Raw genomic sequence first — 12,619 nt, forward strand, 5'->3', positions numbered from 1 at the left:
TTGTTCGTAAGAACAGTCCATTATATCATTTATTGAAGGTTGAATTGTGCCATCCGGTAAGATTACAAAACCATCGAACCCCCAAAAACGATATGAGCCGGAAAATATCTTACTAACACATTCAATAGCATGTTTCCGTGCCACAAGCGATAGGCCGTCTAATTCGACTGATGGAATACCTAACGCGAAAACATCCCCCGCTGAGTTAATCGAAGATTTATTTGATTGGCTCATACCTCTCCTTGGAAATATAACGCCGTTTAAGCGAAAAATTGGCATTGGCTAGACTGCGCGAAGCGCAAGCCAATGGTAACTTTTCCGACTTTAAAACACTTTTTTTATATGCCAACATGCTGATCACATAATTCAACTTTTTCAGATGTGATAAACCTATCACCAGCATTCGTCTTTATATGAACTTTAAAAAAACCATCTTGTTGAAATGGGCTACCAACTTCTGAGAGTAGAATACCATCTAATATAGTTGGATTACCCTCAAAAGGAATTTCAACGACTTCATATGAAAAACAACCATAAAAGACAATACTTCTCGGCTCGAAAATATTATTTTTCCAGTCAATAGGATATTGAACATTGAAGATCAATACATCTTTTATCGGGATTTCTACAACAGACTCTATTTCTGAGTCGTGCCAGAATATTTCATTAAATCCTTGCATATTCACCTTGGTATATAACAACTTTATATATGGAATTATTCTACGTTACAACTCTATACGTGACCGTTAGCATATACCTATTCCATTGGTAAAAAGGTGATAAATATCATATATTTAATTTATCAGTGCAAACATCTTATTTAGCCACATCACCATTTGCCGTCCCAACACAAATTTCAAATACAAAAAAACGGGCCTTTCGGCCCGTTTCTCATTTATGCTTGTTTTCCGTGTAACGGGGAATTATTCCCAATCAAGGATTACTTTGCCTGACATACCAGAACGCATCACATCGAAGCCTGCTTGGAAGTCATCGATCTTGTAGTGGTGCGTAATGATTGGTGTTAGATCCAGACCAGACTGGATCAATGACGCCATCTTGTACCAGGTTTCAAACATTTCACGACCGTAGATACCTTTGATCACCAAGCCTTTGAAGATCACTTGGTTCCAATCGATACCCATGTCTGATGGTGGAATGCCCAGCAGGGCAATACGGCCACCGTGGTTCATGGTTTTCAGCATAGAGTTGAATGCAGATGGGTTACCTGACATTTCAAGGCCCACATCGAAACCTTCTGTCATGCCCAAATCGGCCATTACATCTTCCAGCTTCTCTTCTGCCACGTTAACCGCACGGGTTACGCCCATCTTGCGCGCTAAATCCAAACGGTATTCGTTCACGTCAGTGATCACAACGTGACGTGCGCCTACGTGTTTTGCTACCGCTGCCGCCATGATGCCGATTGGGCCAGCGCCGGTGATCAGTACATCTTCACCCACTAGGTCGAAAGACAGCGCAGTGTGTACCGCGTTACCGAACGGGTCAAAGATAGACGCTAGGTCGTCAGAGATACCTTCAGGGATCTTAAATGCGTTGAACGCAGGGATCACTAGGTATTCAGCAAACGCACCTTCGCGGTTTACGCCCACACCGATGGTGTTACGGCACAGGTGAGTACGGCCGCCACGACAGTTACGGCAGTGACCACAAGTGATGTGACCTTCGCCAGACACGCGGTCGCCAATAGCAAAACCACGCACTTCCTGACCGATAGCCACAATCTCACCCACGTATTCGTGGCCCACAACCATAGGCGTAGGAATCGTCTTTTGTGACCACTCATCCCAGTTGTAGATGTGTACGTCGGTACCACAGATCGCGGTCTTCTTGATTTTGATCAGGATGTCGTTGTGACCCATTTCAGGTTTATCAACCTCGGTCATCCAGATGCCTTCTTCAGGCTTTAGCTTTGATAGTGCTTTAATTTTCATTATGTTTTCTCACTACTGCCCCGCGCAATGCGAAGCAAAGAAATCTTCTGTGTGTGTTTGTCGCGCTCAATGACGCCACATCTCTATTTTAATGTATTCATCTAGATGCTTCGCTCTCTGGCTAGGCTATGAATTAGATGATGCCCATGTCGCGGCCTACTTCGATGAACACATCGATCGCGCGATCAAGTTGTTCACGGCTGTGCGCAGCTGACATTTGTGTACGGATACGCGCCTGACCTTTTGGTACCACTGGGAATGAGAAACCTACCACGTAGATGCCTTTCTCCAGTGCGCGCTCAGCAAATTCTGCTGCTACTTTTGCATCACCCAGCATGATTGGAATGATTGCGTGATCCGCACCGCCCATAGTGAAGCCTGCGCCTTCCATACGTGCACGGAAGTGTGCCGCGTTATCCCATAGGTGATCACGCAGTGAACCGCTTTCAGCCAGCAGATCCAACACGCGTAGAGACGCCGCAACAATCGCAGGTGCCACAGAGTTAGAGAACAGGTACGGACGAGAACGCTGACGCAACCAGTCAATCACTTCTTTCTTACCTGAAGTATAACCGCCTGACGCACCGCCCATGGCTTTACCTAGGGTACCGGTGATGATGTCGATACGCTCAATCACGTCGTGGTATTCATGTGTACCGCGACCGTTCGCGCCCATGAAGCCGACTGCGTGAGAGTCATCAACCATGACCAGTGCGTTGTACTTGTCTGCCAAGTCACAGATAGCAGGCAAGTTTGCCACGACACCGTCCATTGAGAACACGCCGTCAGTCACGATCAACGTGTGACGTGCGCCAGCTTCTTTAGCGGCGATCAGCTGTGCTTCTAGCTCTTCCATGTTGTTGTTGGAGTAGCGGAAACGCTTCGCTTTACACAAGCGAACACCATCAATGATAGACGCGTGGTTTAGGGCGTCAGAGATGATCGCATCTTCTGCGTCTAGGATGGTTTCAAACAGACCGGTGTTTGCATCGAAGCACGAGGTGTAAAGGATCGTGTCTTCCATACCAAGGAAAGTCGATAGCTTCTGCTCTAGGGCTTTGTGAGAATCTTGTGTACCACAAATGAAGCGAACAGAGGCCATGCCGAAGCCGTGCTCATCCATACCCACTTTCGCTGCTTCAATCAGCTCAGGGTGGTTAGCCAGACCTAAATAGTTATTTGCACAGAAGTTCAACACTTCCGCACCCGTGCTGATTGATACAGACGCTTTTTGCGCCGATGTGATCACACGTTCAGACTTGTAAAGACCTTCAGCTTTTACTTCTTCTAATTGCTGATTGATTTGATCGTAAAATGCAGCAGACATGATGTTCCTCTCAAGATTCTTTTATTGCCGATGCGGGCTGTTTTCCCTGTGAATTAAGGGTTTTACCACATTCGACCAAGGCAAACAGGATACTCTGTCTCCCTTTTAATAGTTCCATTAAACAGTTTATGTTCATTTCACTGGATTTAGTCGGTAATCATTTTAATCAAAGCGCATTCAGACTATTATCCCTTCCACTGGAAAAGGACTCTTGCCCCATGAACACTAATAAACTGATTGCCCTTATGCCAGAACTGGCGATCTTCAAAATCGTCGTGGATGAAGGCAGCTTCACGGCTGCGGCCAAAAAACTGGGCGTGACCCCTTCCGCCCTGAGTAAACAGCTTTCACGCCTTGAACATACCCTGTCAGCCAAGCTGCTTGAACGCACCACCCGCAAGTTGGTGATCACCGAATCCGGCAAGGGGATTTACAACCAGTGCTGTACCCTGCTGGAAGCCACCAAACAAGCAGTGGAGTTCACCAGTTCTGAACATGCCGTGCCTTCTGGTTCGCTCACGGTAGCTGCGCCCAAAGCCTTTTTGAGCATTGTACTGCAGCCGATGGTGAAACCTTTCCTGACCCAATACCCGGATGTTGAACTCAAGCTTAAAGCCACCGATGGCGAGATTGATTTGATCTCTGAAGGTATTGATGTGGTGTTTCGCTTAACAGAAAAGCCGACTGAAGGCTTGGTTGTGAAGCACATGGGGAAAGTCAGCCTGCGTTTGTGTGCCAGCCCGGATTATCTGGCAGAACGCGGCACGCCGGTTCACCCAACGGATCTGCGTCAGCATGATTGTTTGTACTTGGGCGAAACCACCACAGATCATATCTGGGACTTCGTGCAAGACAACGAAGCCCACACCGTTGCGGTAAAAGGTCGCTATGCGGTGAATCACTCACAAATGCGCTTAAAAGGCGTGATTGACGGCTTTGGTATCGGCATTTTCCCGGACTTTGTCATCAAACAAGCCTTAGCTGACGGCCAAGTCAGCCCTGTATTGGCGGATTGGACGATCAAAGGCAACTACCAAGGTGACATTGCCTTACAGTTTGCCCAGACCAAGTTCATGCCAGCCCGTTTACGCGTGTTTATTGATTACGTGGCTGCGCACCTGTCTGAGTACACGGTTTCTTAATCGGCGCCATCAGGCAGTTCGGTATATACTTGCAAAGACACAATACTAAGAACAAGACACCGTCTCGGCTTTGATCCCCTTTGACAGGATTGTCGTTAATTATGAATGCGTGAAGTGATAACGGGCTCCCCCATCACTTCGCTCTCTCACTCCCTTACCGTTATGCAAGTAAGGAAACGACGATGAAACTTTGGCTCGTGTTCGGTTTACTGTTGACCTCTTCACTGTGCGGCTTGATTGCAACCGCGCAGGCTTACCCGATGGACTCCATGCACTGGAACCATCGCAGCATCCTCTTCTTTGCCCCAGTGCATGATCAGCACGTCAAAACCTTCGTGAAAGAAACCCTGATGAATAACTGCCAATTAAAAGAGCGGGATATTCAAGTTATCGTGATCACCCAAGATGGCTACAACAAACCGGATAACCTGTTTAGTCCTGAAGAAATCACGTTGCTGACGAAAAAATACGACATTGCCACCGATAGACATACCGCCATTCTGGTGGGCAAAGATGGGCAGGAAAAACACCGTTGGGGAGAAGAAACCAATTGGCAGTACATCACGTCACTGATTGACCGCATGCCGTTAAGGATCAAAGAGATGGCATACATGCCAACAGGGCGCTGTTCTATCTAGCGCACGCGTTTTGAACACGGCCGCACTCTACGCCCCTTGCTACGCCTCTAAAATTTAACGGAGGAGGATTTTCTTTATTGCCAAAAGCAGTATGGTAGATGTTGATATTCATATTGATACTTTTCCAATGACTCTATAGGCAATACAACAATGACCAATAAGCCCTTTTTCTATCATGGACAAGACCCGAACTGGGTAGCAATCACCGAACATCAGCTGCATTTAACCCTTGCCAGTGAAGCCGACACGCTCATCTCCACCATCTTTGTGCGGTGCGACCCTGACAATGAAGAAGAACTCATCGACATGACACGCGGTGAGCAACGCAATCGCCTGCAATATTGGCATGCGAGTATCCCGCTCAATAACGACCAACCCATTACGCACTACTGTTTCAAAATCATGCAAAACAGTCGTCAATGGTGGTTACACGGTAACGGTGTGAGCCCACGTGTACCGGGGCGGGAAAGCCATTTCAAATACAACCGTGTCCACCAGCCGCCCGCATGGATGCAATCTCAGGTTTTCTACCAAATTTTCCCGGACCGCTTCCACAATGGCGATCCGTCTATCAGCGTCAAAACCGATGAATATTGCCTGCGCGGCGATGAACGCCCCACCATTGCGCTGCCATGGGGACACCCGGTTTCAGAACATGGCCAGAACGGGCCGAATGAATTTTTTGGCGGTGACTTACAAGGTATTCACGATAAGCTGGATTACTTGCAAGATCTTGGCGTCACAGCCCTGTATCTCAACCCCATTTTTACCGCCCCCAGCAATCACAAGTACGACACCGCCGACTACCGCAATATTGACCCACATTTAGGCACCAACGCCCAATTTGCCGACATGGTGGCAGACTTGCACCAGCGTGACATGAAAATCATGCTGGATGCGGTCTACAACCACACGTCTGTTGATCACCCGTGGTTTGATCGTTACGGCAAGCAAGCCGAGACACACGGCGCTTTCAATTATCCCGATTCACCTTATCGCAATTTCTATCAATTCAGTGGCGACAGCAACGATTACATTGGCTGGAAAGGCATCGACAGCTTACCGAAGCTGAACTTCTCTAATCCGGAGGTACAGGATTATATCTACGCCGGTGACGATGCGGTGATCAAAAGCTGGGTACGTCCACCTTACAACATTGATGGCTGGCGCTTTGATGTGATCCATATGCTGGGCGAAGGGGAAGGCGCGAAAAATAACGCCCATTACGTAAAAGCGTTCCGCAACGCCGCCAAATCCGTGAACCCGGACTGTTTCGTGTTAGGCGAACATTTCTTTGAAGCCACATCCTGGCTGCATGGCGATCAAGAAGACGGTGCGATGAACTATTACGGTTTCGCCCACCCACTGCGCGCCTTCTTTGCCCATCAAGACATCAGCTACCACAGCTGCCACATTGATGCGGAAGTGTTGGTTGACTGGCTAAACGAAGCGCGCAGTAAAATCCCGTGGCTCAATCAGCTGTCACAGCTTAATCAGCTCGACAGCCATGACACCATGCGTTTCCTCACGCTGCTGGATGGTGATACCGACACCATGAAATTGGCCTTGCTGATGCTATTCACTTATGTCGGCACGCCATGTGTGTATTACGGTACCGAAGTGGCACTGGAAGGCGGGCAAGATCCGGATAACCGCCGCTGCTTCCCGTGGGAACGTACTGAGACACCGCATCCGATGTTTGACTATGTGCAGCATTTAATTCAGCAGCGTAAGCAGTCCCCAGCGCTTCAGTCCGGCAGTCTGCAATGGCTATATGCCGAGCATCAACAGTTGGTGTTTGCCCGTTCTTACGGCGATGAACAGCAAATCTGTTTAATCAACAACAGTCAGTACGCGAAAACCCTGTCGATTCCGATGTGGAAAATTGGTGTAAACAACGCCAATGTGGTGGAGAGTTTCACCCGCGATGAGTGGGAAGTGAAAGACGGTATCCTTACCCTGACCTTGGCAGGCAAAGAAGGGATGTTGTTGTCTGTTAGGGCGTGAATGCTTGAAACAGGCCATGAATGACAAGCGCGGATCCTCATTTTGGATCCGCTTTTTATTTTTGCGTCTTTTTAGCCACACAGCATTTTTCTAACGTGATATCTCTCTATATTTTCATAAAATCGTGCCAATATGAGTTTCTTATCTTTGTCTCAGCACTAATCTCATTCATGAGAGCAATAAAATGATAGTTTTTCAGTCACTTATTTATTTCTGATTTTTATCCCTGTTATTCACCAAAAAACTTTCCATTCTTGAAATATGCTTAGTTTGAGCTTCAGAAATAATGATAACGAGGTTCCTAACATGATTAGGCCAGCGCTAACAGCAATGACAACCGCTTTATTAATCGCCTGTGGTGGCGGATCCAGTGATAGCCCGGCGCCGACAGTGAATTCCATGGATGACATCAGTGTTAGAAAGATTGGTATTGATCTTGTCAATATTTCAACGCAACCCGTGGATTTTTACATTCGAGAAACCGGAGACACCAATCCATTATTTGATACGGGTAACAAAGTGGCGTCTAATCCTAATTATGACACCCAGTATCATGGCATTAGTTGGACATCTGCTTCACCGATGAGAATTGATATCGGTATTGAAGATACCAACAGCCAAACGGAACAAACGGAAGTCAATGATGTGGTACTCAATGACACCGAGAAATTGTGGGCGATTGCGTGGCAAGACGGGGATGAATTGACCTTGTCTACMGATGTGGAAATGCCCGCCCCGCTTGAAGATAAGTACCGTATCCGCATTTTTTCTATCGCAGACACGTGGGTACAAGTGGTGTCGACAGCGGTATCTACCATGGAAGTTAAAAAAGGCAAATTTTCACCGCATATGACCTTAGAAAATTGTAGCGGGGAATTGTATCTTGGGGCGAACCCAACCGATATTTGTGATTTAGATATAGGGAAATCGTATCTATTAATCGTTAACGGGGAAGATCTTTTGTTAGCAGCAGAAGAAAGGTAAGCATCAAARAACAATAAATACTTAAAATACTATAATCAGCAATACCATAATAAGAAACACGAAAAAAAGAGTCACAATAATTGGGAAATAATAATTAGACAACATCATGCGCTTTCATTTTTTATCGCAAGGAATGTCTACACAATATACGTATGTCGATAGTGTTTTGTGCTTTACACATTGTGTAATTTGGGGGAATCAACACACTATCATCCCGAATTGGGTTTAGGGCAAACGCAACAAAATAGTAGGCAGCGGTGGCAAAAAGCCCCGGCATTCAGTATGCCGGGGCTTCTTTTCTTTTACTCACTGACAATCGCTGTCAGTGACTCACCGTGTGATTATTTTGCTTTGGCTGCGACCAGCATGTCTTCATCTGGCTTTTTCAGCATCGCGTACGTCACACCTGTCACCAAAGTACCGGCCGCAATCGCTACCAGGTACATGAACACTGGCGTAATGGCATTCGGAATGAACAGTACAAACAGACCACCGTGGGGTGCCATCAGTTTTGCACCGAACAGCATCGACAATGCACCTGTTAGTGCACCACCCGCCATACAGCTTGGGATAACACGCATTGGATCGCGCGCCGCAAAAGGAATCGCCCCTTCAGAGATGAAGCACAGACCCAGTACGAATGACGCTTTACCCGCTTCCGCTTCGTTCGCGTTGAACTTACGTTTCGCCAAAAACGTCGCCAAGCCCATACCCAATGCTGGCACCATACCTGCCGCCATGACCGCCGCCATTGGTGCGTACGTTTGTGAGGCCAACAGACCCACACCAAAGGTGTATGCCGCTTTGTTCACCGGACCACCCAGGTCGAAACACATCATACAGCCCAGGATAATACCCAGCAGTACCGCGTTTGCAGAGCCCATGTTGTTCAGGAAGGTGGTTAGCGCCGTCATCGCGCCAGCAACCGGGCCACCCACAACGTAAATCATGATCAGGCCGGTGAACAAACTGGCTACCAATGGAATGATCAGGATAGGTTTTAATGCTTCCATCGATTGTGGCAACTTAACGTGATCCGCAATCCACTTGGCACTGTAACCGGCAAGGAAACCCGCGACGATACCGCCCAAGAAGCCTGCGCCTGTTGAGCTTGCCAACATACCGCCAATCAAACCCGGCGCCAGACCCGGACGGTCAGCAATCGAGAAGGCAATGAAGCCTGCCAGTACCGGTACCATCAAGGCAAATGCAGAGCCACCACCAATGGTCATCAGCGCGGCGGCCAATGTACCTTCTTCTTTAAACGCTTCGATACCAAACACAAAAGACAGGGCGATAGACAAACCACCCGCAACCACCAATGGCAGCATGTGTGATACACCGGTCATCAAGTGTTTGTATGCGCCGGTTTTCTCTTGCTTCTGCTCAGTTTGCGCACCCGCTTGGTGTTGGTACACGGTCGCAGTCGCAAACGCTTTGTCCATTTCATCGGTGGTCTTTTTCAGTGCCAGACCGGTGCTGGTTTTGTACAGCTTCTTGCCATTAAAGCGAGAAAGATCCACTTCGATGTCAGCCGCGATAATCACCAAATCCGCTGCGGCAATTTCTTCTGCCGTTAACTGGTTTTTCGCGCCTACTGAGCCACGGGTTTCCACTTTAATTTGATGACCTTGACGCTGGCCTTCTTCTTCCAGCGCTTCTGCTGCCATAAAGGTGTGTGCTACACCGGTTGGACAGGCGGTAATCGCAACAATGCGCTTCACGCCGCCTTCAGCTTCTTCACCTGCCGATGCAGTTTGTGCGGTTGCGGCCAGTTGTGCTGCACTCAACACATCCGCGCTGGCTGTTGCGTTTTCCAGAAATGCTTTCGGGTCTTCAAAACACGCTGATACCGCACTCTGGTACACGCGTTTATCCGCAAAGCGTGACAAGTCCACCGCTTTATCGGCGGCCACGATAACCACATCAACCTCAGCAATTTGTGCATCCGTCAGGGTTTTCACTGACATCACGCTCGACTGGCATTCAATGCTCGCTTCCCACTCCAGATCAGCGGCGGCTTTTTCAATCAGCCCTGCCGCGATCACGCTGTTGGCAATACCGCTTGGGCAAGCTGTTACTACTGCAATTTTCATCTCAATCCCCTCTGCTCGAGTTACGCGTTCACGCGGCTAATTTGGACATTTTCTTTCACGCTAAGCACTTGGTTGATGTCTTCAACCCCCACGCCTACCTGACTCACTGCCAGTGCAGACAAGGCCGTTGCAAAGCGTAATGTCTCTTCTTTGTTCCATTTATTCAGTTGGCCCCAACACAGGCCTGCGACCAAGGTATCGCCCGCCCCCACGGTGCTGACAACCTGCATTTTCGGTGGCTGCGAACGTAGCCAGCCGTCTTGGTTCAGCCACATCACGCCTTTCGCGCCCAGTGACACCACCACGTTGGCAATGCCGTTCTCCGCCAATTGCTCAGCGACCGTTTGCAGCTCGGCATCGGTAGTCAGTTCGCGACCAGTCCAATCCGACAATTCTTCATCGTTTGGTTTCACCAACCACGGTGACGCATTCAGTCCGGCCGCTAACGCCGCTTTACTGCTGTCGAAATACACGTGCTTGCCTTGGCGATGCAGCGCGGCAATCCACGCGGCACATTGCTCCGGTGACAAACCGCGCGGCAGGCTGCCGGCCATCACGAACACATCGTGCGATTCCGCCAAGCTAAACAAGGTCTTCTCAAATGCCGCAACATCATCGGCACTCACTTCCACACCCGGGAAGTTAATGTCACTCACGCGGCCATCTTGCTCGACCAGTTTCACGTTGATGCGGCTCGCGCCATTCACACGCACAAACGCATCTTGCACGCCCAGTTGCTCGAACAACTGGCAAAACGGTTCTTGGTTATCAGCACCCAGCAGACCGGTCACGGTCACATCCGCACCCAATTCTGCCAGCACTTTGGCCACATTCACGCCTTTACCGGCCGGATGCAGGCTACCGCTTTCCACCAAATTCACGGTACCGGCGGTCAGTACGGATAAGCTACCGGTCAGATCCAAAGCTGGATTAAGAGTAACGGTTACAACTTTAGGTTTATTCATCTTATTTCCCCTCACCCAGACCATCAGCAATGGCTTGACCAATCGCTTCCAGTGCCGCATCAGCATCATCACCTTGCGCCGTGAACTGCAGCTCGTGGCCTTTCTTCACGCCAAGGGCAATCACTTTCATCAGGCTCTTCGCATTCACCGCTTTGCCGTCACCATTAAGGTTCGCCACCAGCAGGGTTGAATTGAATTTTTTCGCCACACTCACCAGCATGGCCCCCGGACGGGCATGCAAGCCGTGTGGGTTACGAATCGCAAACACAGCGGTGGTACCGTCCAGCGCTTCTTCTGTCAGCAGTGACACCACACCAGCCGCATCAGCAGTGAACAGTTTGTCTGCCTGCTTCTTGTAAAGCAGCTGCGCAAGGTTGTGCATCACTGCACCGTGGCTGCCATTACACGCCGCCACAAACAGCAAGCCTTTCACCGCCACACCGTCTTCTTCAAATGCCGAGGCTGGTGTGACAAACGACAACGCGGTGCGTGTGACTTCTTTCTGACTTTTTGCTACCCACAGGCCCTGACCCACATGGGTGGCACCTTGTGCAATAGCATCCGCCACGGTGGCATTGCTCGCCACCTGATGGTTTTTCACCAAGCCAGCAGCTACAGCGGTTAACTGCACCAAATCGGTGGCCGGGAATGCCAGTTGTACCAGTGATGTGTCGACATCGGCTTCTGACTGGACTTCACCATTCAAAATGGCAATTACGCTCTCTGCGCTGTCACAGTTTTTCAGGCGTTCTTCCACACCATCCGCCGACAACACTTTGGTCAACTGCTTCAAAATGCCCAAGTGCTCGTCAGACTTCGCGGCGATACCAATGGCAAGGTATACCGTCTTGTCGTTATCCCAGTTCACGCCCTGCGGGAAATGATGCACGCGCACACCGGTTTGTTTCACTAAATCACGGGTATCGGTTGTGCCGTGTGGGATCGCAATACCGTTACCTAAAAACGTTGAGTTCTGCGCTTCACGGTTAAGCATGCCGTTCACGTAGCCGTTTTCGACCAAGCCTTGCTGCTCTAAACCTGCCGCAATGGCTTTGATCGCGTCTTGCTTGTTTGACGCGACTTGATTGAGCTGAATATCACTGGTTGATAATGACAGCATCTGTTCACTCCCGTTGTGTTCTCATGCGATGACAGCGTACTGCCGCCAGCCGCTAATAAGTCTAGTTGACGTAAAAGCTGAATCGTTTCAGCTTTTCGGCAAATGAAAAAGTTTCAGCCTAATCTGAACGCCTTGCTTATTGGCAGCTGGCTGTTCAACACGCCCTGCTTATCCTTTCTGCATCGTATTCATGCGGAAGTCACAAGGTGTAAGGCTAGGCTGAAACCTTTCAGCTGACATGCTGAATGGTTTCAGCTAGTATTGCAATCGTTCCGTGTCAGATCTGTTTTGGATCTATGATCTCACGCACAATTTTCTATTCTCTGTGAGAATTACACTGTCTTTTTCATTGATACAAAGACATGATTCGAGCGGTTTATAACGG

The 12,619-nt window shown here is 48.9% G+C and carries 11 protein-coding genes; 4 read left to right on the forward strand and 7 right to left on the reverse strand.

What is annotated here, in order from left to right:
- From L4C36_RS09810 to L4C36_RS09825, 4 genes are all read right to left on the reverse strand, one after another.
- Positions 1-234 (reverse strand): hypothetical protein (locus L4C36_RS09810; RefSeq protein WP_428477623.1); only part of this gene is annotated, 234 nt, incomplete at its 3' end.
- A gap of 104 nt (positions 235-338) precedes the next feature.
- Entirely contained in the window at positions 339-680 is a 342-nt protein-coding gene (locus tag L4C36_RS09815; RefSeq protein ID WP_428477624.1) for a hypothetical protein, read from the reverse strand.
- Between the two features lie 243 nt (positions 681-923).
- Positions 924-1,955, reverse strand: a complete 1,032-nt coding sequence (gene tdh / locus L4C36_RS09820) for an L-threonine 3-dehydrogenase (protein WP_428477625.1) — start codon at positions 1,953-1,955, stop codon at positions 924-926.
- A gap of 133 nt (positions 1,956-2,088) precedes the next feature.
- Complete coding sequence (locus tag L4C36_RS09825; protein WP_428477626.1) at positions 2,089-3,282, reverse strand: glycine C-acetyltransferase; 1,194 nt, start codon at positions 3,280-3,282, stop codon at positions 2,089-2,091.
- Between the two features lie 218 nt (positions 3,283-3,500).
- On the opposite strand from L4C36_RS09825, the gene L4C36_RS09830 reads away from it, so the two are divergent.
- From L4C36_RS09830 to L4C36_RS09845, 4 genes are all read left to right on the forward strand, one after another.
- Entirely contained in the window at positions 3,501-4,424 is a 924-nt protein-coding gene (locus tag L4C36_RS09830; protein ID WP_428477627.1) for a LysR family transcriptional regulator, read from the forward strand.
- 182 nt (positions 4,425-4,606) lie between these two features.
- Positions 4,607-5,062, forward strand: a complete 456-nt coding sequence (locus L4C36_RS09835; protein ID WP_428477628.1) for a DUF4174 domain-containing protein — start codon at positions 4,607-4,609, stop codon at positions 5,060-5,062.
- A 150-nt stretch (positions 5,063-5,212) separates the two neighbouring features.
- Positions 5,213-7,069 carry a maltodextrin glucosidase gene (gene malZ / locus L4C36_RS09840; protein ID WP_428477629.1) on the forward strand — a complete coding sequence of 619 codons (1,857 nt, stop codon included), beginning with the start codon at positions 5,213-5,215 and terminating at the stop codon, positions 7,067-7,069.
- Positions 7,070-7,375: 306 nt separating this feature from the next.
- Positions 7,376-8,053 (forward strand): hypothetical protein, encoded by a 678-nt coding sequence (locus L4C36_RS09845; RefSeq protein WP_428477630.1) that lies wholly within the window; start codon positions 7,376-7,378, stop codon positions 8,051-8,053.
- A 341-nt stretch (positions 8,054-8,394) separates the two neighbouring features.
- On the opposite strand, the gene fruA is transcribed toward L4C36_RS09845, so the two are convergent.
- From fruA to fruB, 3 genes are read right to left on the reverse strand one after another with little or no spacing between them, the layout of a single operon-like run.
- Positions 8,395-10,149, reverse strand: coding sequence for a PTS fructose transporter subunit IIBC (fruA, locus tag L4C36_RS09850; RefSeq protein WP_428477631.1), 1,755 nt, complete (start codon positions 10,147-10,149; stop codon positions 8,395-8,397).
- A gap of 20 nt (positions 10,150-10,169) precedes the next feature.
- The gene (gene pfkB, locus L4C36_RS09855) at positions 10,170-11,114 is read right to left on the reverse strand and encodes a 1-phosphofructokinase (protein ID WP_428477632.1); all 945 of its coding nucleotides are present in this window, start codon (positions 11,112-11,114) and stop codon (positions 10,170-10,172) included.
- A gap of 1 nt (position 11,115) precedes the next feature.
- Positions 11,116-12,234 (reverse strand): fused PTS fructose transporter subunit IIA/HPr protein, encoded by a 1,119-nt coding sequence (gene fruB / locus L4C36_RS09860; RefSeq protein WP_428477633.1) that lies wholly within the window; start codon positions 12,232-12,234, stop codon positions 11,116-11,118.
- Positions 12,235-12,619: the final 385 nt, after the last annotated feature.

The sequence above is a fragment of the Photobacterium japonica genome (genome assembly GCF_050337005.1).
Taxonomy (GTDB): Bacteria; Pseudomonadota; Gammaproteobacteria; order Enterobacterales; family Vibrionaceae; genus Photobacterium; species Photobacterium japonica.

Coding starts and splice junctions, on each gene's coding strand:
- L4C36_RS09835 (WP_428477628.1), top strand. CDS start 4,607: ATGAAACTTTGGCTCGTGTTCGGTTTACTGTTGACCTCTTCACTGTGC.
- L4C36_RS09815 (WP_428477624.1), bottom strand. CDS start 680: ATGCAAGGATTTAATGAAATATTCTGGCACGACTCAGAAATAGAGTCT.
- L4C36_RS09830 (WP_428477627.1), top strand. CDS start 3,501: ATGAACACTAATAAACTGATTGCCCTTATGCCAGAACTGGCGATCTTC.
- fruB (WP_428477633.1), bottom strand. CDS start 12,234: ATGCTGTCATTATCAACCAGTGATATTCAGCTCAATCAAGTCGCGTCA.
- malZ (WP_428477629.1), top strand. CDS start 5,213: ATGACCAATAAGCCCTTTTTCTATCATGGACAAGACCCGAACTGGGTA.
- L4C36_RS09825 (WP_428477626.1), bottom strand. CDS start 3,282: ATGTCTGCTGCATTTTACGATCAAATCAATCAGCAATTAGAAGAAGTA.
- pfkB (WP_428477632.1), bottom strand. CDS start 11,114: ATGAATAAACCTAAAGTTGTAACCGTTACTCTTAATCCAGCTTTGGAT.
- tdh (WP_428477625.1), bottom strand. CDS start 1,955: ATGAAAATTAAAGCACTATCAAAGCTAAAGCCTGAAGAAGGCATCTGG.
- fruA (WP_428477631.1), bottom strand. CDS start 10,149: ATGAAAATTGCAGTAGTAACAGCTTGCCCAAGCGGTATTGCCAACAGC.